Source organism: Rhizobium sp. ARZ01, from assembly GCF_014851675.1.
GTDB lineage: Bacteria > Pseudomonadota > Alphaproteobacteria > Rhizobiales > Rhizobiaceae > Mycoplana.
In genome coordinates this window covers 2,212,198-2,237,407 of the sequence record NZ_JACVAE010000001.1, presented here as the reverse complement: position 1 = coordinate 2,237,407, position 25,210 = coordinate 2,212,198, and the positions used below count along the sequence as shown (strand labels likewise).

Sequence of the window (25,210 nt, the reverse complement as noted above, 5' to 3'; positions counted from 1 at the left end):
GCACCCCGGAATCGGCCTATATCTTCCCCCATGGTTCTGCGCGCGATCTTTTCCTATTTCGAGAACTGGATTAAGCCCTTCGCGCGGGCGGACGATCTGCGGCCGCCCTCTGGCCTGATTGGATTTGCCTGGTTCTACGTGCGGCAGGCGCCCGGACCGTTCGTTGCGATGCTCATTCTCGGCGGGCTGACGGCGGCGATCGAGGCGGCGACCTTCTGGTTCGTCGGTCGGCTCGTCGACATCCTCGGCACAGTTAAACCGTCCGACGGATGGTCCGGCCTCATCGCCGGGCACGGATACGAGCTTCTTACGATGCTGCTCCTGATCGGTGTCGTCCGGTTCTGCATCACCTTTCTGACGGCGCTGTTCGACCAGCAGGTCATCACGCCCGGTTTCTACAATCTCGTTCGCTGGCAGTCCTACGCGCATGTCGCTCGCCAGTCGCTGTCCTTCTTCCAGAACGACTTCTCCGGCCGCATCGTCACCAAGGTCTGGTCCGCGGGGCAGGCGACCGGCGACGTCATCACCTCCTTTATGGAGAGCATCTGGTTCGTGACGATCTATGCAGCTTCGACGCTCGTTCTGATCGGCGGGCTAGATCTACGGCTCGCCGCCGTCGTCGGCGTCTGGATCGTCATCTTCGCTTTTCTGGCGCGCTTCTTCGTGCCGCGCATCCGCTACCATTCGAAAGAATCGGCAGAGGCTGCCTCCATGTTGAACGGCCGCATGGTCGACGCCTATTCGAACATCCAGACGCTCAAGCTCTTCGGTCGCGACGACGTCAACGATCGCTACATGCTGCAGGGCTTCGAGACCTATCAGGCGACGATCCTGCGGTTTACGCGTTTTCTGACGGGTGTCCGCGCTTCGCTGGGGCTTCTCTCAGGAATCATGATCGTCAGCATGGCGATGCTGTGCATCCACCTGTGGCTGGCTTCGATGATCAGTGCGGGCGCGGTCGCCTTCACAATGGCGCTCGTTTTGCGGCTCAACTTCCTCCTCAACCGCCTGATGACCCAGCTCAACAGCATCATGCGTAACATCGGCACGATCCAGAATTCCGCCGAGCTGATCTCGCAGCCAATCGGGCTTGTTGATCGGCCGGACGCCAAACCGCTGGTCGTGACAAAGCCGGAGGTTCGACTCGAGAACATCCGTTTCCACTACGGGCGCCCATCGGGCGTGATCGAGAACCTGTCGCTGACCATTCGCCCCGGCGAAAAGGTCGGTATCGTCGGTCGCTCGGGCGCGGGCAAGTCAACGCTCGTCAACCTCCTTCTGCGCTTCTACGATCTCGAGGGCGGTCGTATTTTCGTTGGCGGTCAGGATATCGCCGCGGTGACGCAGGAGAGCCTGCGCGCCAATATCGGCATGGTCAGCCAGGATACCGCCCTCCTGCATCGCTCGATCCGCGACAACATTCTCTTCGGCAAGGCGGATGCCTCCGAAGCCGAGATAGTCGCTGCCGCCAGCCGCGCCGAGGCCAACGAATTCATCCTGGGTCTCGAAGATCAGCGCGGCCGGAAGGGCTATGAGGCGCATGTGGGGGAACGTGGCGTTAAGCTGTCCGGCGGACAGCGCCAGCGGATTGCGATTGCCCGCGTGATGCTGAAGGACGCGCCGATCCTCGTGCTGGACGAAGCAACCTCGGCGCTCGACTCGGAGGTCGAGGCGGCCATCCAGTCGAACCTGGAGAAGCTGATGCACGGAAAGACAGTGCTGGCCATCGCCCATCGTCTCTCCACCATCGCTGCGCTCGACCGCCTCGTCGTCATGGACCGGGGCCGGATTATCGAGCAGGGGACCCATGCCGAACTTGTCGCACGGTGCGGGCTTTATGCCGAGCTTTGGGCCCGTCAATCAGGCGGATTCCTTGCACGTGATGAAGCCGCGGAATAGACGAAACGCAATGTAGGCCACTTTGGCGGCGTTCGTCGCTCCGCCTGGCGCGGGATGCCCGCTTCAACAATGAAATCGCACGCCTGGCTTTTCCCGCGACATTGTGCCCACCCGTGCTTTCCAAGGCTGGACATAATTTCCGTTCGAGCTTAGAACGCGGCCGATTGGCGGGAATCTATGGCCGCATTGTGTCCGGTTCTCGGCTCCATGAGGTTAATGCGGTAACCGCAAGACTTTGCGTGAGAGGATGGTCAGGCCGTGAGCGAACACGACACAACAAGCGGGACCGCGGGCGAACCCACGCGCCGCGATTTTCTTTACATTACAACGGGGATGGCCGGTGCGGTCGGCGTGGCGGCATTCGCCTGGCCGTTCATCGACCAGATGCGTCCGGATGCTTCGACGCTTGCGCTTGCATCGATCGAAGTCGACGTTTCCAGCCTTGAGCCGGGCATGTCGCTGACGGCCAAGTGGCGCGGCAAGCCGATCTTCATCCGCAACCGCACGGACAAGGAAGTGGAAGAAGCCAAGGCTGTTCCGCTTGCCGACCTGAAGGACCTGAATGCGCGCAACGCGAACGTTGCGGCCGATGCGGAAGCTACCGACCTCGACCGCTCCGCCGGCGATGGCAAGGAAAACTGGATCGTCATGATCGGCTCGTGCACCCATCTCGGTTGCGTGCCGCTCGGCCAGGCCGGCGATTTCGGTGGCTGGTTCTGTCCCTGCCACGGCTCGCACTACGACACGGCGGGCCGTATCCGCAAAGGTCCGGCGCCGGAGAACCTCCACGTGCCGACCTTCTCCTTCGTTTCTGACACAGTCATCAAGATCGGTTGAGGGGAATACTGATTATGAGTGCTGAGCATTCCACATACCAACCGACGACCGGTATCGAGAAATGGGTCGATTCGCGGCTACCGCTGCCACGCATGATTCATGACAGCTTCGTCTCCTATCCGGTGCCGCGTAACTTGAACTACAGCTACACCTTCGGTGCGATGCTGTCGGTCATGCTGATCGCGCAGATCCTGACCGGCATCGTTCTGGCCATGCATTATGTCGCCAGCACCGGCGAGGCGTTCAACTCGGTCGAGAAGATCATGCGCGATGTCAACAACGGTTGGCTGCTGCGCTACATGCACGCCAACGGTGCGTCGTTCTTCTTCATCGCCGTCTACCTGCACATCGCCCGTGGTCTCTACTACGGCTCCTACAAGGCACCGCGCGAAATCCTGTGGATCCTCGGCGTGGTCATCTACCTCCTGATGATGGCGACCGGCTTCATGGGCTACGTTCTGCCTTGGGGTCAGATGTCCTTCTGGGGTGCGACCGTTATCACCGGCTTCTTCTCGGCCTTCCCGTTGGTGGGCGAGTGGATCCAGCAGTTCCTGCTCGGCGGCTTTGCTGTTGACCAGCCCACGCTGAACCGCTTCTTCTCGCTGCACTACCTGCTGCCCTTCATGATCGCCGGCGTCGTCGTGCTGCACGTCTGGGCCCTGCACGTGACCGGCCAGACGAACCCGACTGGCGTCGAGGTCAAGTCCAAGACCGACACCGTTCCCTTCACGCCCTATGCGACGATGAAGGACGCGTTCGGCGTTTCGGTCTTCCTGATCGTCTTTGCCTGGTTCATCTTCTACATGCCGAACTACCTCGGCCACCCGGACAACTACATCCCGGCTGACCCGCTGAAGACCCCGGCACACATCGTTCCGGAATGGTACTACCTGCCGTTCTACGCGATGCTGCGTGCGATCACCTTCAACATCGGCCCGATCGACTCCAAGCTCGGCGGCGTTCTGGTGATGTTCGGCTCGATCATCATCCTGTTCTTCCTGCCCTGGCTCGACACTTCGAAGGTCCGCTCGGCCGTCTACCGTCCGTGGTACAAGCTGTTCTTCTGGCTCTTCGTCGCCAACTCGATCATGCTTGGCTGGCTCGGCGCCATGCCCGCAGAAGGCATCTACGTCATCCTTTCGCAGCTCGGCACGCTCTATTACTTCGGTTTCTTCCTCGTCATCATGCCGGTTCTCGGCCTGATCGAGACCCCGAAGCGCATTCCGAACTCCATCACGGAAGCGGTTCTGGAACAGAAGAACGCCAACGCAAAGCTGGCCAAGGCCTGATCGCGACGCGACGAAAGGAACCGAACAAAATGAAAAAGCTTCTTGCAAGCATTCTGTCGCTCGCAGTCGTCGCCGGCCTCGGCGTATCGATCGCCACCGCACAGGAGGACCATGCCGCAGCCGGTGGTGCGGCGGCGGAGCACGCCACCCCGCACTATCCGATCAACAAGCCGCGCGAACAGGACTGGTCCTTTGCCGGTCCCTTCGGCAAGTATGACAAGGGCCAGCTGCAGCGCGGCCTGAAGGTCTACACCGAAGTCTGCGCCGCCTGTCACTCGATGGACCTGGTCGCCTTCCGCACGCTGGAAGACCTTGGTTACTCGGAAGAACAGGTTAAGGCGTTCGCGGCAAACTACGAAGTCCAGGACGGCCCCAATGCCGACGGTGAAATGTTCACCCGCAAGGCCGTGGCGTCCGACTACTTCCCGTCGCCGTTCCCGAACCAGGAAGCGGCTGCGGCTGCCAATAATGGCGCGGCTCCGCCGGACTTCTCGCTGATCGCGAAGGCGCGCGGTATCACCCGTGGCTTCCCGCAGTTCGTCATCGACATCTTCACCCAATACCAGCAAGGTGGACCGGATTACATCTACTCGCTCCTGACCGGTTACCAGGATCCGCCGGAAGGCGTCGAAGTCGCCGAGGGTACGCACTACAACCCGTACTTCGCGAACTCGGCCACGCTTGCCATGGCCAGTCCGCTCTCCGACGACCAGGTCACCTATGACGATGGCGCGCCGCAGACGCTCGACCAGTACGCGCACGACGTTTCGGCGTTCCTGATGTGGGCTGCCGAACCGCACCTTGAGGCGCGCAAGCGCATGGGCTTCATGGTCATGGTTTTCCTGGTGATCTTCACCGGCCTGATCTACCTGACGAAGAAGTCGGTTTACGCCAACAAGGAACACTAAACTGTTCCAACGAGACAGGAAGAAGGCGGCCTCGTGCCGCCTTTTTTCATGCGCCGACGATTCGCCCTTGCATTCGGCGAGCGATACACGTCTCTTTTTCTTGTTTTTCCTCCGTCATACGGAACCTAACCATGTACACGCTCCACGACGAATTGATCGCGGCGATCCGCAACATCCCGGACTATCCGAAACCGGGAATCATCTTCCGCGATATCACGACGCTCCTGGGCAATCCGCGGGCGTTCCGGCGGGCTGTCGACGAACTGGTTCATCCCTACGCCGGCATGGGTGTCGCTCATGTCGCCGGCGTTGAGGCGCGCGGCTTCATTCTCGGCGGCGCTATGGCGCATCAGCTTTCCAGCGGTTTCATTCCAATCCGCAAGAAGGGCAAGCTGCCGCGTGAAACCGTGCGCATCGCCTATAGCCTCGAATATGGCGTGGACGAGATGGAAGTGCACAAGGACGCGCTGAGGCCGGGCGACAGGGTGATCCTGGTCGATGACCTCATCGCGACAGGCGGAACGGCGGTCGCCGCCGTCAAGCTCCTGCGCCAGCTTGGCGCGGACATCGTTGCCGCCTGCTTCGTCATCGACCTGCCGGAACTCGGCGGACGTGTAAAACTGGAAGAGCTGGGCGTCGAAGTGCGTACCCTCGTGGAGTATGAAGGGCATTGAGGGGCCTTGGGCGTCGCTCCAGCTCGGTGGAAAGCTTTGCCTTGGTGAGCGCCCCCTCCTTCCGTCATCCCGGCCTTGAGCCGGGCTCCAGCAGCGCCGCGTCTGCGGCGCAAGAGAGTCTTCTGCGCTCAAGGACTTGAGCGCGCTGGATGCCGGATCGAGTCCGGCATGACGGAGCAGGTTGTTGTCGCTCGACGAAATGAGCAACCCAGAGGGTTCGGTAGCTCGAAAGCTGCTCAGACAAATTCCAGCACCGTGCTTTCGAAGCTGACGACTGGCTCACCATGTTGGTTGACGCCTTCGCAGAGGATCGTGTCGATCAGCCGGCCCGGCCGTGAGGCCAGTGCGCGTGAACCGAGCAGCGTCACCGAATAGGTGATCGTATCGCCGGCGAAGACCGGCTTGAACCAGCGCAGATTCTTGAATCCGGGGGAGGGGCCAAGTTCAGGAGGGATGGCTCCCTCCTTCTTCAGGCGAGCATACTCGGCTGACCAGAAGGCGACGAAGGCTTTCATCCAGCCGGCGCAGGTGTGCCACCCGGAGGCGCAGAGGCCACCAAACAGGGATTGCTTTGCCGCCTCCGCGTCGACATGGAAGGGCTGCGGATCGAATTGGCGGGCGTAGCGGACGATGTCCGCGGCGGCAAAGTGGTGCGAACCGAGGACGAACCTTTCGCCGACCGGATAGAGTTCAACCATGCGCACTGGCGAAAACCTCCTCGGCTGAAACGCGGATCATGTTGGCATAGTCGCAGACGGCGACAAACTCACCCCTCTGGTTCATGACCTCCGCAACGAAACGAACGATGCCGATCTCGGGACGCGAGCGAGACAGCCGCGCTTCCACGACCGTGCAGTGGCCGGAAAGCGTATCCCCGGCCAGTACCGGCCTCTTCCACTCCATACTTTCCACGCCGGGAGACCCTTCGGCTGCCGTTTCGTCGATGTAGCTGGCGCACAGCATGCGCATCATCATCGCGCTCGTGTGCCAGCCGGAGGCCGAAAGTCCGCCGAGGATGCTCGCCTTGCCGGCGGCTTCATCGACATGCATTGGTTGCGGATCAAATTCGCTGGCAAAGGCGACGATCTCATCCATCGTGACGGTGTGGCTTGTAAAGTCGAACCGTCGTCCGACCGGAAAATCCTTGAAGCAGAGCATCGCGCTATCTCCTTTCGCGCGCTATGGATAGCAGAACGCTGCCGCTTCGGATCGGGAAATTTGTCGCGCCGGAGTTTTTCAACTGGACTGAAAAGGGCATATGGCCGAACTTGAAGATGCGCTGCGACGTGCAGCCCAACGTGGCATCATTTCCGATAGCCATGTTGAACCGCTGGAGGTTCCGGCGGTTGTTCAGCTTAGTTGAGTAGTTTCTTCACGAAGAACCGCGAACGGTGTTCGGACCTCCTTCAAGCTCGCGGAATACCCTGAAGCCGAGTCTTTCGTACGCCTCGCGTACCTGTTCAGACGGATCGAGAGGGTCGAGCACGTCTGACCCGGCTCTTCCGGTGCCTGCAACCGCGCATTGCTTCATGCTGCATGGCGTGCCAAGTTTGGCGAGAGCATCATAGTATGGGGTCAATGGCATGCCGCGATGGGTTGTCAAGTTCTGGACGTCGCTTTCCGCCCTTGGTCTTCTTCTCGGCGCGTTGTTCTTTTCTGCTTCTCTCACGCCGAGCCTGTTGCCGCGTACCTTTCTGACGCAAGGCGTCCTTTCCGGCGTCTGTTTCGCAGTTGGCTATGGTCTCGGCGTTCTTGCGTGGCTTGTCTGGAATTATCTGGAACTGCCGCCGCTCGCGGGTCGGTTCTGGCGCGGGGTGAAGCTCGTCGCCGCGGCGGTCTGTGTGATCGTCCTGCTGGTTTCGCTCTGGCGTACCGCCGAGTGGCAGAATTCGATCCGTACGCTGATGGAACTGCCGCCGGTCGAAACCGGTCACCCGACCAAAGTCGGCCTGATTGCGCTGCTGACGTTTCTCGTGGTGATCGCGCTCGCGCGGCTATTTGCTTTTGCGTGGGGCCTGTTTTCACGCATATCGCGCAGGTTTGCCACGCGCCGCATCGCCAACCTGATCGGCGGACTGCTGGCGGTCGTCCTGTTCTGGACGGCGGTGGAGGGTGTGCTGTTCCGGTCTGCGTTGCATGCGCTAGACTCCTCGCTACGCGCCCTGGACGACCTGATGGAGCCGTCCACCCCGCAACCGACCGATCCGCTTCGGACCGGCAGCGCCGCCTCGCTTGTCTCCTGGTCGGACCTTGGCCGGCGCGGGCGCGAGTTCGTCGCAAGCGGACCGCGGCAGGCCGAGATCGGTGCGTTCAGTGGCAGGCCCGCGAAGGACCCGATCCGCGTCTATGTCGGTCTCAACGCCGCTCAGACGGCAGAGGAGCGCGCTGACCTTGCATTGAAGGAGTTGATCCGTGCCGGCGGGTTCCAGCGCAAGACCCTGGTCGTCATTGTGCCGACGGGCACCGGCTGGATCGATCCGGAGGGCGTCAATCCGCTCGAATACCTGACCGACGGCGATGTCGCGAGCGTGGCGATCCAGTACTCCTACCTCTCCAGTTGGTTGTCACTGCTGGTCGAACCGACCTACGGGACGGATGCTGCACAGGCACTGTTCCGCACGATCTATGGTCACTGGACCAAGCTGCCTCGCGATGCCCGGCCGAAGCTCTACCTCTACGGCCTCAGCCTCGGCGCGCTCAGTTCCGAACAGTCGACTGAGCTTTTCGAGGTGATCGGCGATCCCTACCAGGGGGCGCTGTGGGTCGGCCCGCCGTTCGAAAGCCGTATCTGGCGCAAGCTGACGGCTGAACGCGATGCCGGCACGCCCGCCTGGCTGCCTCGGTTCGGCGACGGCTCCTTTGTCCGCTTCACAAGCCAGAGGAACGCACTGTCGGAGGCGACTGCACCCTGGGGGCCGATGCGCATCGTCTACCTGCAATATGCGAGCGATCCGGTGACCTTCTTCGACGAAGGTGCCTATCGGCGACCGCCGGCCTGGATGGTCGGCCCGCGCGGGCCGGACGTCTCGCCGGAATTCGGCTGGTATCCTGTTGTCACGTTCCTGCAGCTCGGTCTCGATATGGCGATGGCGACGACAACGCCGATGGGCTACGGCCATGTCTATGCCGGTGAACACTATATCGACGGCTGGGTTGCCGTGCTGGGGCTGGAGGACGCCTGGACACCGGAAGAGATCGACAAGCTGAAGGACAAGTTCCGCGCAAACCGACCGCAACAGTGATTTACTGGACGGCCCCCGTGGTCGCTTGCGCCCCATTATCCTGGCCTTGCCGGAATCCAGCCGGTGCGAATGAGTCTTGTGCGCTCAAGGACTTGAGCGCACTGGATGCCGGATCGCGTCTGGCATGACGAAAAAAAAGGCCGTTCGCACGGCATTCGCTTAAAAACCAAACTTTAAGCTTTACGATTTATCAATCTCTCGAAATTGAGAGATCGATCGATGCGTTGCGTTTTTGTCGTCGTCCTCACGATGATGCTTGCTGCCTGCGGTACTGTCCCGCGTAACACCGACAATGCCTGTGCCGTGTTCGAGCAGAACGACGGCCTGGTCAACAATTGGCGCCGCGATGCCGAGCGGGTCGAGCGCGAGTATGGCGTTCCTGTTCCTGTGCTGATGGCGACCATCTATACTGAATCCGGCTATCGCCATAACGCCAAGCCGCCGCGCACAAAGCTCTTCGGCTTCATCCCATGGAAGCGTGTCTCCTCGGCCTACGGCTATTCGCAGGCACTCGACGGAACCTGGGATCGCTACAAGAAAACGACCGGCCGCTGGATGGCCAAGCGCTCCGACTTCGGCGACGCCATCCGTTTCATCGGCTGGTACCATCACCAGAGCAGCCTGAAGAACGGGATCGCGCTGAACGACACCTATCGTCTTTACATCGCCTATCACGACGGTCATGCCGGTTATGCGCGGGGCAACTGGAGCGGTCCGGCGAAGACCGGTGCGGCGCGCGCCTCGAAGATGTCGTCGCGCTATTCGAAACAGTTGCGCAACTGCGGTAATTCCTGGTGGTGATGCGCGCGGAGAGCGAAGTCGGCGTCAGGCCGCCGCGGCTTGTTCCAGCCCCGCCACGTCGAGTTTGACCATGCCCATCATCGCCTGGTGCACGCGTCCGGCAACCTCGGGATTGTCGAGCAGTTGCAGCAGCGCCTTCGGCACCACCTGCCAGACGAGCCCGTAGCGATCGGCCAGCCAGCCGCACTGCATTGGCCTGCCGCCTTCCACGAGCCGGTTCCAATGGTGGTCGACCTCCGCCTGGTCCTGACATAGGACGACGAAGGAAATCGCTTCATTGAAGGTGTAATGCGGCCCTCCGTTGAGGCCGACGAAGTCCTGACCTGCCAGCCGGAAGGAAGCGCTGAAGACCTTTCCGTCCGGCCCGCGCTTGACCGAGGTGATCTCTGCATTTTCGAAGATGGAGGCGTAGAAGTTCATCGCATCCTCAAGCTGGTTGTCGAACCAGAGGAAAGGCGTGATCGTCGGCATATTCGGTCTCCTTTTCGGTTTACCCCTCAAGGACGGCGCAGGTGCATTGTTCCCGACATTGCGTGCGATTGAACCCGGGATGGCTGTCGGCTGTCGCCAACTGCCTCTGAAGCCCAAAGCATAGTATGCTTCTGAGAATTGCCAGCAGACAGCCATTGGACCGGGGCCTTGACCCGGCCGGGAATTTGCGTGCTCACGAGTGCATGGGCGCACCTGTCGCAAGGATATGTACCGGGTTGTGGCTTGCGCCGCGTTCGGTCACGAAGGGGGGAGGGCCCGGATCGGTTCGGATGACACGAGCACAGCAGGTCGGCGTCATTGTCGGGCTTGTAATCGTGGCAGCGCTCACGCTGCTGCGGGCCTCCGATCCGTCTTTCTATCGGCTCGCCCGTGAAGCCGTATTCGATGAATACCAGCGGCTTTCACCTCGCCCTTTTCAGGACATGCCCGTTCGTGTCGTAGACATTGACGAGGCATCCTTGAAGGTTTTGGGCCAATGGCCTTGGCCGCGGGATCGCCTGGCACTCCTGGTGGACCGGCTCGCCGGAATGGGGGTTTCGGCGATTGCGTTCGATATCCTCTTTTCCGAGCCCGATCGTCTGTCACCGCGCGCTGTCGTGTCTGAGGTCGGCGGGCTTTCTCCAGACCTGCTCGGGCGGCTACCGGACAACGACGCGATTTTAGCCGCTTCGTTTGACGGTCGGCCGGTGATCCTCGGTTTTGCCATCTCCAACGACGGCAGCTTTCTGCCGCAGGTCAAGGCCGGTTTTGCATTCACGGGGGAACCGCCCTTCGGCGCGCCGCCCAGGATTGCATCCGCGACGCCCCTACTTCCGAACTTTGAGAAAAATGCCGCAAGTATCGGCCACATCAGCCTGGATCCGGGAAACCCATCGGCAGTCGTGCGAACCATCCCGCTTCTCCTCAGTGACGGTCAGCAACTCTATCCGAACCTCACAATGGAGGCGCTGCGCGTAGCGCAGGGCGCCTCGACCTACGTCCTGGTCGATGCACCGGATGTGCAGGACACGATTACGCAGATCAAGGTCGGCGAATTTGTCGTTCCCGTCACCGCCACAGGCGAGCTTTGGCTTTATCTCGGAGCTGACAGGGCGGAGCGATACATCTCGGCGAAAGCGATCCTTGCGGAGGAGGGCCCGCCAGAAGACGTGCGTGCTGCGCTCGAGGGGGCCATCGTCTTCGTCGGCACTTCGGCGGCGGGGTTGCAGGATATCCGCACCACAGCGCTCGGTCAGCACGTTCCGGGGGTTTCGATACATGCCCAGGCTGTCGAGCAGATCCTGTCCGGGCAGTTCCTGTCGCGCCCGGACTGGGCGAACGGTCTGGAGATACTGGCGATTGCGGTCGCCGGCTCCCTGATCGTGGCGTTGACGACCTTCGTCAGCCCCGCCGTGGCGCTTGCCTTTGGCCTCCTGGTCACAACGCTGGCGCTTGCCGCTTCCTGGGCGGCTTTTCGCTATGCCGGTCTGCTGTTCGACCCGATGGCTCCGATCGTCAGCGCCACGATTACGCATTTCGCCGCTACCGGTTTCCGCATCCTGGTGATCGACCGGGAGCGGCGGCAGATCCGGCGGGCCTTCGGCCAGTACCTGTCGCCGGAACTCCTGTATCGGATCGAGCACACGCGCGACGCCTTGCGGCTCGGCGGCGACGAGCGCGAATTGACCGTGATGTTCGTCGACGTACGGAACTTCACCGAGATGAGCGAGCGGCTCTCTCCCAAGGAGGTTGTCGCGTTTCTCAACCGGCTGTTGGATGCGCTGAGCCGCGATGTCATCGAAAACGAAGGCACGCTCGACAAATTCATCGGCGATTCGATCATGGCCTTCTGGAATGCGCCGGTCGACATTGCTGACCACAGCCGAAAAGCGGTCAGGACCGCGCTGGCGATGCGCCGGACACTGGCAAGGCTCAATGACGAGGACGCGTTCGGATTCGGCGAGGGGCAGAAAGTCTCGATCGGCGTCGGCATCCACACCGGCCTTGCCTGTGTCGGCAATATGGGGGCGGAGGCGCATTTCAACTATTCGGCCGTCGGCGACACGGTCAACGTCGCCGCCCGCATCGAGGTCGCCTGCAAGGAAGTCGGCTTCGACATTCTCGTCTCCGAAAGCACAGCGCGCGCCGTGCCCGACATGGCGTTGCTGGATGCAGGCATGCTCGGCCTGAAGGGGAGGCGGTCGCGGACGGGGATATTCGCGGTCGTAGGTGACGAGGAGATTGCCAGGTCCCCCGCGTTCGCCGAACTATGGTTCCTCCATGGCCGACTGATCGAGGCGCTGCGTACCGGCTCCAAGGCAGCCCGTGAATTCGTGCGGGAGGCAAGGGCCATGGGAGAGGCACTGACAGACACCTTGCCCGAGTTCTACCGCCGCCTGTCTCGCAGGAGCGAGCATTTCCACCAGGATTTCGTGAAGGAAAAAGATGTCGCGGCGAAATAGCGGTTGTTGGTTGCTCAAGTCCGCGACTACGGGTTCATTTCCATCACGAGAGCCGAACCAACAGCGTCCGTGACGTCAACGTCGATCTTGGCGTTTGTTCCGGCCCCGGTCGGGCGAGGCATCGTCCCTGAAACGATCCTCCCGCAATCTGACATCCGGCAATCTGACATCCGGCTTGTCGAAATCCGGCTTGTCTCTCATGCTTTTCTTCTTGTCCGGCCTGTCCCAGCTGGGTTTGTTTCGATCCGGCTTGACACGGCCTGGATTGTCGAAGTCCGGCTTGTCGCGGATCGTCTTTTCGCGGTCGGGCCTATCCCAACTGGGCCTGTCGCGGTCGATCTTCCTTTGTGGAGCTTGCCGCGGTGCGGGCGGCGCACGGGGTTCGGCACGATCCTGCTTGGGCTGCAGAGCGGCCTCTAGCCTGCAGCCGCCGCGCAACCCTCCGGGTAGCAACTGGTCACCCGTCAGGAAGGGCAGGGCTCTCGCATTGTTGAGTGTGCGCAGGACGCTTCTGTCCGCGCGCCGTGGATCGGTGACGCCGCCACCGGGGGAAGCGATCAGGCTATCGCAGCGTCGGACCAATTGCTTGCAGCCGCCGGCGCCACAAAATGAGGCCGCACCCTCCAGCAGCACCATGGCGGTCGTTCCGTTCGGGGCGACATAGAAATCGAAGACGGTGCCGCGCACGCCGATCGTTCCGGCCGGCGTCAGGATCTCGTAGGCGGTGCTCCTCGATTTGCCGCTGATCCAGCGGAACGTTCCCTTCGCCGCCGTGACCGTCAGTTTCTTGAGGGTGTTTCGGTCATCATAGATGAAACGGTCGATCACGACCGATGAGCCCCATCCGACAGCAAGTTTGCTTCCGTCGCGAAAAACGAACTGGCCCAGCCCAGACCGGGAAGTCCGGATGAGTTCGTCGCGGTGGACGGCGTCCTGGACCCGCAATTCCTGGCCATTGCCAGTGACGCTGGTCTTGATATGGACCGCTTCACCGACGGCTTCGGCGGCAGACGCCGGTGTAGGACCCGCAATGGCGAAAGCAAACATAATGATTGCCGCGCATTGCATGCGGAACATTCTTGCCTCCCGGGGACAGCTCTCAGAACATTTCCGGACGCCAACCTGGCGAGTTCGTGCGGACCGGCGCACCCCAAGCCGTCGATGGTATATTAATGAATGCTAATTGTCTTCTGAGGTAAAGGTGGTAGACAGCGGGGAAATGCTCTCGTTGCGTGAGGGCGGATGGCTATCGCAATCACCCGGCGCTACGTTCACCATTAAGGGCTCTGTCTGCGACATGAGCGTGTGCATCGCCATTGCACCGGGCCGGTCGCCAAGGGTATTCTGTCGGGCCGGATGCTGCGCATCTGGAATGCTCGATGCAGTCAGCGCAAACAGGGCGGATCGCTGCAGTGCAATGAACCACAGTTGCCGGAGAGTGGCCGCCAGCCACCGCTCCTCTTTGCAACGTCACGAAGGACGTGTGCCGGGATCGAGCTAGGCTGGCACATTCGCCCTTCGGCCGCTGTCGTGCATTCAGGTCGGTGGAAACGGACGCAGCTTGTGTGAAAACATCCTTCCAGGAGGTTCCCATGCCCTATGTCGACGGATTTTTGGTTGCCGTTCCGAAGCAGAATCTCGATGCCTACAGGACGCTGGCCGGTATCGCCGGACCGATCTGGATGGAGCACGGCGCGCTCTCCTATGTGGAGTGCATCGGCGACGACGTTCCCTACGGGAAGGTGACGTCCTTTCCGCGCGCGGTTCACGCGAAGGATGACGAGGTCGTCATCTTCTCCTGGGTCACCTACGATTCACGCGAAAGCCGTGATGCCATCGTTGCAAAGGTGATGGAGGATCCGCGCTTGTCCGACGAGCAATGGCAGAAGATCTTTGACGGCAAGCGCATGATCTATGGCGGGTTCCAGAGCTTTCTGGAATTGTAAGCGGTGTTCCGGTCAGACCGCGAGGCAGATGGTCCGCTGCGTGATGTCCACAAATTGAGCAACGGAGGGCTGGGGAGACACGGTGCCACAGACCAGGATATCCATTCAGACCCACGGGCAGGGTCTCTATGAATTCACCGACGAGGTGAGGGCGTTCGTGGGAAGCGCAGGCCTGGGCGAGGGGCTGCTGACTGTTTTCGTCCGTCACACGTCCTGCTCGATTATCATCCAGGAGAATGCGGATCCGGATGTGCGGCGTGATCTCGACCAGTTCTTTCGTCGTCTCGTGCCCCCGTCGAATGATCCGTCGATGCGCTGGATCGTCCATACGCTCGAAGGCCCGGATGACATGCCAGCGCACATCAAGGCCGCACTCAATCAGGTCTCGATCGGCATGCCCGTCACACAGGGCGAGATCGTGCTCGGCACCTGGCAGGGGATATTTCTGTTCGAGCACCGCGACAGTCCGCATCTGCGCGAAGTGGTGCTCCATCTCGGGCCGTGATGCTTTTGCGGAACCTCATGGCGATTGACGCATTCGCGGAGCGCATCAGCAATCAAAAAGGGAGACGAATCGTCATGACTGACGCAGCCACCATCGCCCAGGATCTTGTCGCTGCCCTGAATGCGCGCGACTACGCCACGATTGCGGCATTTACGGACGAAGACGTCGCGATTGCCGGGATCGGTGAGGGGAGCGAGATTGGACGCGAGGCCCTTCGCAACCGGCTTGCGCGCCACTTCGCCGCATGCGACGAAAGCTATGGCGACGCCGCCGTCATGACCGCCAACGGTGCCTCGCCCGTGGCAATTCGCGTGACCGCGCGCGGTCAGATAGCGTCCGGAAAATCATATACGACCGAGAAGGTTCTGCTGCTTGAGATCGATGGCGGCCGCGTGACGCGCCTGTCACTGCTTGCTGACGCCGGGGATCTCATCAGGCAGCTTGCAGGCTGACCGCAGCGAAGCGTATGCCACAACCGCTTGCCTATGCGCGCCTCGCCTGAGAGCGTGCGTTCTGTGCGGCAGCGTGATTCTGCACGCAGCATTTGATTTCACATGCCTCCCTGAATACCTGCTGAACGGGCGATTTTGACAGTGTTCAGCATGCCTACGATAGCTTTCCTCCATCGAAACCCGCGGCGGACAGTGTGCATCTCTTCACAGTTTACGGCGCGCAATCAATGGAGTTCTTCATGTCGAGCCTTCTCGGAAAATCCCTCGCTGCAGCCATGCTGGTGATCGCTGGCCTGACAGCCACCGCTCCTGCCGCTTCGGCGGGTGGGCTCGACATCCGCATTGAGACAGTCGGTCATCGCGACGGCTACTATGGCCGTGGGCCGGACCATGGGCACGGGCGCCATCACGGTTGGGACAACCGTCGCGGTCGTGGCCAATGCGCGCCCTGGCTGGCGGTGGAAAAAGCGCGTGACCACGGTATCCGCCGGGCCCGTGTCGCCGACGTCACCCACCGGCGCGTAATCGTCGAAGGCTGGAGGCACCATCGCTATACGCGAATCGCCTTTGCCAACGTCGCGCGTTGTCCGACACTTTGGGGCTGAGACCTTGCACTGGCCGGTAGGTCTGCGTCAGTGCTGCGATCCTTCATTTCGAACAAGCAAAAGGGCGGCGTAGCATCTACACCGCCCTTGAGCGTTTCAGTCGAATGGCCGTAAGCGTATCGGTGTCGAAGCCCTTTGTGTTCGGTCTGTGTAGCCCCTTTAGGTGAAACCTGGATCATGCCCCTCGAGGACAGTCACATCCTGGAACGCCGGATATACCCGAAGGCCGCCTTCGACCTTCGGGGATTTGCGTTAGTTTATGTAGGGGCCAATCAGTTCTGGAGGGCGAAGGTCACGGTCACGTTGACCGAGTAGCTCGTCTCTCCGGCCGCAACGGGCACAGCCTCTGCGGCAAAGTCCTTTGCCATGGCGCTGCGCATCATCGGCACCGGCTGCGGCCTGTAGGACGTCTCGGACATTTCCAGCACGCGGCCAAGGCCGATGCCTGCTGCCACGGTCAGTTCCTTTGCCTTGGCGATCGCATCCTCGACAGCCTTCTTGCGCGCCTGGCTGATGGCGGCTTCGGGCTTGTCGTTCGTGAAACGGATGCCGCCACTCTGGTTGACGCCGAGGGTCACGGTCTGGTCCATGATGGTACCAAGCTTGGAGAGGTCGCGGACACGCAGCGACAGCATGTTGGCGACCTGGAAGCCGACCAATACGGGCGGCTTGTTCTCGCCGTTCTCGTTCTGCGGGAAGTGATATTGCGGGCTTATCGTGAAACCGGAGGTCTGCAGATCGCGCTCGGCAATTCCGGCGTCCTTCAACGCCTTCATCACCTCGGCCATGGCCTTGTTGTTGGCATCGAGCGCCTCGCGCGCTGTCTTTCCGTCCTTGACCACGCCGAGTTCGATGATCGCCATGTCGGGAGCGACATCGGACTGTCCCTCGCCAGTGACGGTGATGACTGGCTCGCGCGGCCTTACCTCCTGCGCATTGGCAGGAGCTGCGGCAAGTGCTGCTAGGGTGGCGGCAACAATACCGTTAAGCGCGGTGCGGGATAGTGTCAGTCGAGGCATGCGTGTGTCTCCATTTGGTTGTCCCTCACGACGTTCTTCCCGCGAGATTGTGTAAGGATTGCGGCGGTGCTTGTCCGTCGGCGATATTTCGTCTAGACGGGTTTCATCCGGGGCCGCCATTGACCCCGCGCGCCGCTTTTTCGGCCGGGCCTGTAGCTCAATGGTTAGAGCCGGCGGCTCATAACCGCTTGGTTGGGGGTTCGAGTCCCTCCGGGCCCACCATTCCCCATTGTCCAGTAAAGTCCATTTCGGACCACGTGGTGTGAGATAATCGCGATTTTTTTTCAACTCCGGGCCACTAATGTTTTCAAAGGCTTTGATCGATGAAGCCCGCGCCGACAGATGCGGATTCGCCAAGGGCGTCGCCGCGATTTGAAAAGTGACGCATTGATTCCGGCCGGATGCACTCCAAGGTGTAGTAGAGTCTATCAAAGCATGTGCTAGATCAGAGCATCAGCTCATGCGGCGTGAACTGCTGCTCTTACCCGTAACGGCGGCTACTGTTCACGTTGTTTCCGACGATCTCCCGGATAATGGTCAGGGTCTCCCGTGCCGCTTCTCTCGGCGGCAGGGCCGTGTCAGCGACGTTACTCACAAGCCTTGTGATATCGTGATCGATATCCTTCTCCGTCCAGCGCTTGCCTTTTGCGACGGTGATGTAAACCGAGTAGGCGTGATGCATGGTTCCGGGTCGCTCGCCGATGATGTGGAGAACACCCCTGAAGCTGTTGGGATCGGCATCTGCAAAAAGCACTTCGCCGATGCGGTAGCCGGCGCGCACCCTCCCGCTTGTGACCATGATGTTCGCGTCGCTCATGGTGACACCGGCCTCGGCAAGCAGCCTGCGCATCTCCTCTAGGTAGGGAGCCAGATGTCCGTCGTCCATGATGGCCTTAGCGTTCAGGCCGTCCGAGATGACGATCTGGCCCTTGGGCATGTCGTCTCCCCAGGACGCCCTAATTCTTTCGAGATCCCTGATGGCCTCCGGGCTCAGCGTTTCGCCGGTGGCCGGATGGGCGATGTAGTCGTTACGATCCTTGGACAACGTATGGACCGGCACCACGTCCGGTACGGCAGCGATAAATTCGGGCGTGAGTTCGGCCCAAAGCGACAGCTTGGCGTCGTCGTAGAGGCCCTTCACCTTGGCGGCGAGCGGTGGATTGAGATCCCAGATGTTCGCGCCGTACCCTGTCGTCAGGTCAACACCTCGTTGTTCTACTTCCTGCATCTTCACCCGGCCTTCCGCGTAGACCTCGTCCTTGGACCGTCCATCACGCTTGGCCAGGCGGTACTGGTAGTACACCCACAGAGGATCGCCATAGTTCGCGGTGTATCTGTTGTCCTCGCCAACGATCCCGATCCTCTTGTAGAAATCCCACATTGAGTCGTTGACCTTGAAGCCAAACTTGTCTCGCAGCCGCACATGATCCTGGAACGACGTGGTGAGATAGCTCAGCATGGGGTCGTTCTTGGTCGGCAGCGCAATCAGGTAGGCGGGGTTGGCCGGCAGGATCTGGTCCTGACACCAGTCGAGGTCGTCTAGGCTCACAGTCATGTGCAGGGTCGTGCAAATGTCCAGGCCGATGGTAAGCCCGTGGAGCTTGCCCATGACCATGTCTTCGAGACAGCATCGCACCAGTTGTTCGCGGCTTTTGAAAACTTCCGGTCCAATGAACCCGGCGACATCGTTGACATGAAGCCACGCGCCATCGGCTTGCACCTTGGCAAGCTCCATCGCCACGGCTCTGCTGAAGCCGTACTTCCGGGATTCGAGTACCATCATATCGACGCCGTTCGCCGCGCCGTTGGTGAATTCCGAGCCCTGTCCAGTCTCAAAATAGAGGCCGTATCGTTCGCCCTTCTTGGAACGGGCATATTTCAGGATTTTCTCGTTCGTGATGTCGAAGATCTTGTTGCAATCGTCCGTCCCGGCGAGGCTCTGGAACATCGTGGAAACGGTGCCCGGAAAGCTCTCGCTCACTTCGCCTTGGACGTCGATATGTGCAAGGACGCACCACGGGATGATGTCCTGCAGCTTGAACGTGTCGACGATGTCCTTCAGGGCACGTTCGACGGCGACGACGCTCGCGACCGTGCTGTCCACCGGATTGGTGCCGATGACAATGTCTCCGGTTGCATAGGAAAAAGCGTCGAAGACTTGCCAGATGATATCATCGGGATGATCGGTGGGAGAGTTCGGCTGGATCCTTCCACCCATATATCCCTTTGCTCCCAGCTTGGTGCCGGGCATGACATTGAAGATCTTCTGGCTGACGGTGATGAGTTCCTCGTTGCTCATCAGCTTCGGGACGAAGCCGATCGTGTCGCTCGTCAGGCCGTGCATGACGCCCTTTATGTTGTCCTCCGATTCTGCCAGCAGAAACTCCTTCAGCTGGCCCATCGTCCAGTCTTTGACCTTTTCGTACTGAGCCTGGTCCGTGGTCTGCCAGATCAACCGTTGCAGGTCGTCCTCGAACAATGGGCGCTCGTAGAGATCCTGGATTTTCGTATTCGACAGGAGAGCACGCGCATTCGCACGTGTCGCCGCGTTTGCGGCACCCACTCCAATCGCCTGATCACCCTCCTTGAACTCATTCGCGGCACCGATCACCTGGCGATAGGCCGTTTGATCGAAGCCGCCTTTGATCCGACTGATGTATGCAAAGACGTTCTCGCCCTGCTTGACCTCTTCGATTTCTATGGTGCCGACATCAGCAGCCGCCCTGGCAGTATGGCTATAAGCTGTGAGACCGGCAGCGGCCGCGCCCGCCATGACCAGGAGATCTCTTCTGGAAAGTCCATCGGGTTGATTGGAAGGCACGCCCTTGGTCATGACCAGTTCCTTTCTGCAGAAGGTCCAGTGCTACCGGCATTGCGTCATGTCACATGGGTTACAGCCATCCCCCCTCGAACCCGGCACGCCTCAGCCCCACGACCAGTGGCTCGCAACGGCGCATGATGTTCCACAAGAGGCCGGTTCTGTAGTTTTCGATCATCAGGACAACCGGCCCCTGGTCGACGCCGAAGTGATATGGACTGACCCACCAGCCTGCTTGACCATTTTCCACCGGAAACGACTGGTTGAAAGATGGCTTGAACCCGTAGAGACGCGTCATGCCGAGGTTCATGCGCGCAAAGTGCCATAGGGTCGGAATTACGATCTCCGGTGCGAACGGCAGCGAGGCAACGACCACCCATGGGGACACGGTTCCATCGTCCGGTCCGTATGGCGCACCGCGAGCGATGTAATCATAAAACTCCCTATCAACGCCGTTGACGGTTCGTTTGATCCAGCCGGGGCCATCGCTCGCCGTGAACCCCCAGCAATGGGCACCGTACCCGACGAAATTCTTCGGGTTCCTGATTGCGTATTGTTGCTGGACAAAAGTTGCGTGCCGGCTGTTCTGAAAATAGTCGCTGTTGTGCTCCCGCATGAAATCGTCTTGGATCCCGCGGAAGTCGATCCACATGTGCGAAAGCTGGTGGGTGAACAGTGGCCCCGAGTAGAGCAATTCACGGCCGTAGATGTTCCGCCATTCGTAGCTCTCGGTGTAGGCGGGGAAGGAACCCGACGGCAGGGGATGGGTCGGGGAACCAAGGCCGAGGATATAGAGGAGCAGGCCTTCGTCGTAACCACGCCACCGATAAGGGATGAAGCCGCTTTCCGGTCGCCAGCCATGGGTCAATGTCAGGCCGTGATCGCAGGCCCAGTTCCAGTCCGCCCGTTCATAAAGCGTGTTCGCCAGACGTCGTATTTCGGTCTCTTCCGCGTCTTCCCCGTCGAAATACGCAGCAACCGTCAGCGCTCCCGCGAAAAGGAATGCCGAGTCGATCGTCGACAGTTCGCACTGCCAGACCCGTCGGCCCGTTTCGATGTCGAGGAAATGATAGAAAAAGCCCTTGTAGCCAGACGCGTCGGCTTCGGGTCCCTGTGGGCACTCCAGAAGAAACTTCAGCCGCCGACGTGCGATCTTCGACGCGAACTTGCGGATGATGATCCCACGCTCGACCAGCACAGGGATTGAGGCAAGAGACATGCCGATAGCAGCGATGCTTGCAGGAGCGTCCGGTTGTGTCTTGTCGCGAACGAGTCCGTTGTCCGGGTTGGTGCAGTGGAGGTAGTACAGGAGCGTCGTGAACTGCAGTCGGCTGAGATCCTGATCTGTCGGCATCCGGTTCAGTTCGGGATCGGTCGAGAGCAGGTTCTCCATGCTAGCCGACCACCAGTTTCACAGCGTGGATGCGCCCGTCGTCCACGAGCAGCACTTTCTCGTCGTCAATTTGAATGCCGTCTACGCTGAGCAAACGTCGCCCGGATTGCGAGCTTCTCTTCACGTCGATGCGATAGGTTGCTGTTCCATATCGATAGTCGACCTCGTAGCCCGGCCAGTCGATCGGGATACACGGCTCGATCGACAATTGCTGGCCGCATCGATGGATGCCGAGGATGGCCTCGAGACCGACCCGATAGAGCCAACCGGCGGATCCTGTGTACCAGGTCCAGCCTCCACGCCCCGTATGGGGAGCTGCACCATAGACGTCCGCGCTGACGACATAGGGTTCGACCATGTAGTGATCAGCGTCTTTTGAGGTCAGGGCATGATTGACGGGATTGAGCATGCTCCAGAGCTTGAACGCCCGATCGCCGTCGCCCAAAAGCGCAGTCGCCAATGCGACCCAGGCAGCAGCATGGGTATATTGGCCACCGTTCTCCCGTATTCCTGGAACGTAACCCTTGATGTAGCCCGGCTGCAGCGATCCCTTGTCGAAGGGTGGATCAAAGAGCCGGACCAATTTGTCTTCCGGACGAACGAGGCGCTCCCATACCGCCTGCATCGCCCGGCTTGAGCGCTCGGCATCCGCAATACCTGAGATGACTGCCCAGGCCTGGGGGATGGCATCAATCTGGCACTCGTCGTTCATCGAGGAACCAAGCGGCGTTCCATCGTCGAAATAGGCCCGGCGATACCATGATCCATCCCAGGCGTGTGTCTCCAACGAAACCCGCAAGGCTTCGGCGCGCTCGCGACACCATGCTGCCCGATTTTCATCTGCTGTCGCTGATGCGAGCGTGGCGAACGAGTTCAGCACGGTGAGGAAAAACCATCCATTCCACACGCTCTCTCCCTTGCCCTCCGCGCCGACCCTGTTCATGCCGTCGTTCCAGTCGCCTGTCCCCATCAGAGGAAGTCCATGGTAGCCAAGCTGGAACCCGCGTTCCAGTGCCCGGCAGCAATGATCATAGACGGTTCCAGTCTCCTCGCTTACCTGCGGAACGCCGAAGCTCTCCTCCTGCTCGTCGTTCAGGACGGGTGACGTGATGAACGGGACCCGCTCGCTAAGCAGTCCATAATCTCCTGTAACCGACACGTAGTTGTGGACGACGAAGGGGAGAAAATAGAGATCGTCGGTCATGCGGGTCCGTACGCCGACACCAGACGGAGGATGCCACCAGTGCTGGACGTCTCCTTCCGTAAACTGTCGTGCAGCCGCGCGAAGAATGTGACTGCGCGCCTCGTCGGGTGCGGAATGCACCAGGGCTGTCACATCCTGGAGTTGATCGCGGAAACCATATGCGCCACCCGACTGATAGAACCCCGTTCGCGCCCAAATGCGGCAAGCCAGCACCTGATAGAGTAGCCACCGGTTCATCATCACGTCGAAGGCGGCGTCGGGCGTTCGGACGGTTATTGCACTCAACAGCCGATCCCATTGGGTTGAAGCTATCGTGAGGGACTGTTGCGCGCTCCTTGGCTCGACGTAGTCGCGGACCAGCCTGCGAACCTCATCGAGACTGCCCGTCTGACCAAGCGCGAACACCAGCTCGGTCGTTCTGCCAGGAAGAACAGAGACCTCGACCATCATCGCAGCACAGGGATCACCGTGCGTGTCTACACTCCCGCTGAAATCCGAACTTGCCAGACCGCTAGGCTGAGCGACGGAACCGTTCTTCCCGAGAAACTCCGTCCGGTCGCACGTAATCGAGCGCGGCAGTACACTTGCAGCAATGAATGCGATTTTTCCGGTGAAGTCGCCTTCCCAGACGTTTCGCGCGATAAGCGCACCACTTTCAGGATCGCATTCACAAACGACCCGTCCGGAGGCCTCCTCGCGCAATGTGCCGAGAACCCATTCAACGAAAAAGGTGGCTGTCAAATCACGCGTTTCAGTTCCATCGTTGCGGAGTGCAAGGCGCACGAGCTTGATCGGTTCCGACACAGGAACGTGGACCGTCATTTCATGATGCACACCTTCGCCTGCGCCCTCGTAGCGAGTGTAGCCCTGCCCATGCGTCACCATGCATGTGAGATGTTGGCCGAGTGGCAAAGGTGTGGGTGTCCAGAGCGCGCCGGTTCGCTCATCACGCAAATAGATGACTTCGCTTGGCGAATTGGAAACCAGATCATTCGACCAGGGAGACAGCCTGTTGAGCTGGCTGTTACCGGCCCACGTATACCCAAGCGCGCTTTCGCTCGTCAGGCATCCGAATTCGCTGTTCGCTATGACATTGCACCAGGGGGTTGGCGTTCCTGCACCAACGTGGGCAGCAATCACATATTCGCGCCCATCGCCGGCGAACCCTCCGCGACCGTTCCAGAACAGTAAGTCGGGTCGTCGCATGTCGGACGGTTTCCCATACGGTGTCCGAATAGGCTTCCGGGTGTGTGCCATTGCCCGGTACGAAACGGTAGGTCTGGGCTCAATCTGATTGGCGAGCGATCCTTGGCTGCAGCAAAGAGTGACACGGGCAGCGGCTGTTATTGCATCTCTCGAGCCTGCCGCAAGTGCGGCCCCCGACAGGACGTGAACACCTCCACGTTTGCCAAGCTCCTCTTGGTCCAGCTTCAGCTTGCAGCTTTCGCCCTCGCCATGCTCGTCAATGAGGACAAGATCGAAGGGCAGTCCGCGGTGTGAAATGAAGGCATGGGCTTCGGCAAGTTCCTCGACAAGGGATGTTTCCTCCATCCTGTCGATCAGAGCGAGCAGGATTGGGAGATCCCCGGAAATTCCAACCGACCAAAGGGCGTCTCGGCTTAGTCGCTTCATGCCTGAAACAGCGGCGTCCGAGGTACCGTAGTGAGCAAAGGCAAGGCGAGCTGCGAGACGATTGAGTACCGCCACCTTGTCAGCGTTGCGGTTGCAGGAACCAGCTTCGTTCGCATAAGCCGTTTTGGCATCCAAAAGCGCCCGATGGGCCGCGTCAATGTTTGCGAAGCGCTCAGCTATGGCTTGAACTTCATCTTTCGTGTCGGCCGCGCCCGTCACAAATGCGATCCACCCTACGGCGGATGGGCTCAGTGAAATGGTTCTCCGAAGACTGAATATGGGATCGAGCACGGGACCCGTTGTTCCCGACAGGTTGATGCCTTGCTCCAAGGCTTGCGGGTTTGACGGCGTATTGCCGCGACCAAGGAACCTGTAGCGGTCCGTGTCGTGCTCTACAGTAAGATCACCCTGATCGCTGGATGCTGAAACGTGCACGGCCCACAGCGGCTTTTCTCCCGCACTGCGCGGACGCCGCCTTGCGAACAAGGCGGTGGTGCCGGCATCGAACCACGTCTCGATGAAGAGCTTGGCAAACGCCGGATGAGCACTGTCGGCGTGTCGGCCATTCAGGCAGACTTCGGCATAGCTCGTCAGTTCGAGCTCCCTGGTCGTCACCCCCAAGTTTGACAACCGAAGAAGGCGTACTTCTGCGTCGCAATCCGTTGCGACGAAAACCGTCCACGAGACGTCGATGTCATCGAGATGGCAACGAAAAGCCGCCCGGTTAGCATGAAAGCTCTGCTCGTAAGCAGCGTCCGACCGGCAAATCGGTTGTCGGCCAATTGCCCAGATCTGACCATTCTCCACGTCACGGATGTAGCAGAACTGCCCCCAGCAATCCCGGGTGGCATCTTCGCGCCAACGCGTCACATCAAGGCCAAGCCAGGTTCCGTATCCCGCGCCGGCCTCGGTAACGAAGGCGCTGTAACGCCCGTTGGAAAGCAATGCGACATCGGGATACGCGCCCAGACCCAAGGCGGCATCAGCAACCGGGATTTTATCAACGGATCGGGCCATCGCACAGATCCCTCATGAGGCGAACTAGCGTCTGCT

The 25,210-nt window shown here is 60.4% G+C and carries 20 protein-coding genes and 1 tRNA gene; 13 read left to right on the top strand and 8 right to left on the bottom strand.

Annotation, left to right across the window (positions count from 1 at the left end; all coding sequences use genetic code 11):
- The first annotated feature begins 30 nt into the window (after positions 1-30).
- From IB238_RS10685 to IB238_RS10665, 5 genes are all read left to right on the top strand, one after another.
- The gene (locus IB238_RS10685) at positions 31-1,899 is read left to right on the top strand and encodes an ABC transporter ATP-binding protein (RefSeq protein ID WP_192246029.1); all 1,869 of its coding nucleotides are present in this window, start codon (positions 31-33) and stop codon (positions 1,897-1,899) included.
- Positions 1,900-2,157: 258 nt separating this feature from the next.
- Positions 2,158-2,736, top strand: coding sequence for a ubiquinol-cytochrome c reductase iron-sulfur subunit (gene petA, locus IB238_RS10680; protein ID WP_192246026.1), 579 nt, complete (start codon positions 2,158-2,160; stop codon positions 2,734-2,736).
- 14 nt (positions 2,737-2,750) lie between these two features.
- The gene (locus tag IB238_RS10675) at positions 2,751-4,025 is read left to right on the top strand and encodes a cytochrome b N-terminal domain-containing protein (protein WP_192246024.1); all 1,275 of its coding nucleotides are present in this window, start codon (positions 2,751-2,753) and stop codon (positions 4,023-4,025) included.
- Between the two features lie 29 nt (positions 4,026-4,054).
- A complete protein-coding gene (locus IB238_RS10670; RefSeq protein ID WP_192246022.1) occupies positions 4,055-4,933 on the top strand; it encodes a cytochrome c1 in 879 nt (292 codons plus the stop codon).
- 131 nt (positions 4,934-5,064) lie between these two features.
- The gene (locus tag IB238_RS10665) at positions 5,065-5,607 is read left to right on the top strand and encodes an adenine phosphoribosyltransferase (protein WP_192246020.1); all 543 of its coding nucleotides are present in this window, start codon (positions 5,065-5,067) and stop codon (positions 5,605-5,607) included.
- 236 nt (positions 5,608-5,843) lie between these two features.
- Here IB238_RS10665 and IB238_RS10660 read toward each other — a convergent pair whose 3' ends face one another.
- Positions 5,844-6,305 carry a MaoC family dehydratase gene (locus tag IB238_RS10660; protein WP_192247659.1) on the bottom strand — a complete coding sequence of 154 codons (462 nt, stop codon included), beginning with the start codon at positions 6,303-6,305 and terminating at the stop codon, positions 5,844-5,846.
- Positions 6,298-6,765, bottom strand: a complete 468-nt coding sequence (locus tag IB238_RS10655) for a MaoC family dehydratase (RefSeq protein ID WP_192246018.1) — start codon at positions 6,763-6,765, stop codon at positions 6,298-6,300. Before IB238_RS10655 ends, IB238_RS10660 begins: the two co-directional genes overlap by 8 nt.
- 425 nt (positions 6,766-7,190) lie before the next feature.
- Between IB238_RS10655 and IB238_RS10650 the strand changes: the two genes are divergently transcribed.
- Positions 7,191-8,849, top strand: a complete 1,659-nt coding sequence (locus IB238_RS10650; protein WP_192246016.1) for an alpha/beta-hydrolase family protein — start codon at positions 7,191-7,193, stop codon at positions 8,847-8,849.
- Between the two features lie 219 nt (positions 8,850-9,068).
- Positions 9,069-9,650 carry a hypothetical protein gene (locus tag IB238_RS10645; protein ID WP_192246014.1) on the top strand — a complete coding sequence of 194 codons (582 nt, stop codon included), beginning with the start codon at positions 9,069-9,071 and terminating at the stop codon, positions 9,648-9,650.
- A gap of 24 nt (positions 9,651-9,674) precedes the next feature.
- Here IB238_RS10645 and IB238_RS10640 read toward each other — a convergent pair whose 3' ends face one another.
- Positions 9,675-10,121 carry a VOC family protein gene (locus IB238_RS10640; protein WP_192246012.1) on the bottom strand — a complete coding sequence of 149 codons (447 nt, stop codon included), beginning with the start codon at positions 10,119-10,121 and terminating at the stop codon, positions 9,675-9,677.
- 290 nt (positions 10,122-10,411) lie between these two features.
- On the opposite strand from IB238_RS10640, the gene IB238_RS10635 reads away from it, so the two are divergent.
- Complete coding sequence (locus tag IB238_RS10635; RefSeq protein WP_192246010.1) at positions 10,412-12,583, top strand: adenylate/guanylate cyclase domain-containing protein; 2,172 nt, start codon at positions 10,412-10,414, stop codon at positions 12,581-12,583.
- 75 nt (positions 12,584-12,658) lie between these two features.
- Here the strand turns inward: IB238_RS10635 and IB238_RS10630 are convergent, their stop codons facing one another.
- The gene (locus tag IB238_RS10630; protein ID WP_246723528.1) at positions 12,659-13,660 is read right to left on the bottom strand and encodes a FecR domain-containing protein; all 1,002 of its coding nucleotides are present in this window, start codon (positions 13,658-13,660) and stop codon (positions 12,659-12,661) included.
- Between the two features lie 515 nt (positions 13,661-14,175).
- Between IB238_RS10630 and IB238_RS10625 the strand changes: the two genes are divergently transcribed.
- The 4 genes from IB238_RS10625 to IB238_RS10610 all read left to right on the top strand — a co-directional run bounded on the left by IB238_RS10625 (position 14,176) and on the right by IB238_RS10610 (position 16,091).
- The gene (locus tag IB238_RS10625) at positions 14,176-14,529 is read left to right on the top strand and encodes a DUF1428 family protein (protein WP_192246008.1); all 354 of its coding nucleotides are present in this window, start codon (positions 14,176-14,178) and stop codon (positions 14,527-14,529) included.
- Between the two features lie 82 nt (positions 14,530-14,611).
- Positions 14,612-15,034: a secondary thiamine-phosphate synthase enzyme YjbQ gene (locus IB238_RS10620; RefSeq protein ID WP_192246006.1), complete on the top strand. Its 423-nt coding sequence runs from the start codon at positions 14,612-14,614 to the stop codon at positions 15,032-15,034.
- A gap of 74 nt (positions 15,035-15,108) precedes the next feature.
- Positions 15,109-15,486, top strand: coding sequence for a nuclear transport factor 2 family protein (locus IB238_RS10615; protein ID WP_192246005.1), 378 nt, complete (start codon positions 15,109-15,111; stop codon positions 15,484-15,486).
- A 239-nt stretch (positions 15,487-15,725) separates the two neighbouring features.
- Positions 15,726-16,091: a hypothetical protein gene (locus IB238_RS10610; protein ID WP_192246004.1), complete on the top strand. Its 366-nt coding sequence runs from the start codon at positions 15,726-15,728 to the stop codon at positions 16,089-16,091.
- A gap of 272 nt (positions 16,092-16,363) precedes the next feature.
- On the opposite strand, the gene IB238_RS10605 is transcribed toward IB238_RS10610, so the two are convergent.
- Positions 16,364-17,110: an SIMPL domain-containing protein gene (locus tag IB238_RS10605; protein WP_192246003.1), complete on the bottom strand. Its 747-nt coding sequence runs from the start codon at positions 17,108-17,110 to the stop codon at positions 16,364-16,366.
- A gap of 146 nt (positions 17,111-17,256) precedes the next feature.
- Between IB238_RS10605 and IB238_RS10600 the strand changes: the two genes are divergently transcribed.
- Positions 17,257-17,332: transfer RNA gene (locus tag IB238_RS10600), tRNA-Ile, on the top strand.
- 259 nt (positions 17,333-17,591) lie between these two features.
- Here the strand turns inward: IB238_RS10600 and eutB are convergent.
- The 3 genes from eutB to IB238_RS10585 are packed head-to-tail and all read right to left on the bottom strand — an operon-like array spanning position 17,592 to position 25,174.
- Positions 17,592-19,943 (bottom strand): ethanolamine ammonia-lyase subunit EutB, encoded by a 2,352-nt coding sequence (gene eutB, locus IB238_RS10595; protein WP_192246002.1) that lies wholly within the window; start codon positions 19,941-19,943, stop codon positions 17,592-17,594.
- Between the two features lie 58 nt (positions 19,944-20,001).
- Positions 20,002-21,321 (bottom strand): glucoamylase family protein, encoded by a 1,320-nt coding sequence (locus IB238_RS10590; RefSeq protein ID WP_192246001.1) that lies wholly within the window; start codon positions 21,319-21,321, stop codon positions 20,002-20,004.
- Between the two features lies 1 nt (position 21,322).
- On the bottom strand, positions 21,323-25,174 hold the full coding sequence (locus tag IB238_RS10585; protein ID WP_192246000.1) for a glycosyl transferase: 3,852 nt from the start codon (positions 25,172-25,174) through the stop codon (positions 21,323-21,325).
- Positions 25,175-25,210: the final 36 nt, after the last annotated feature.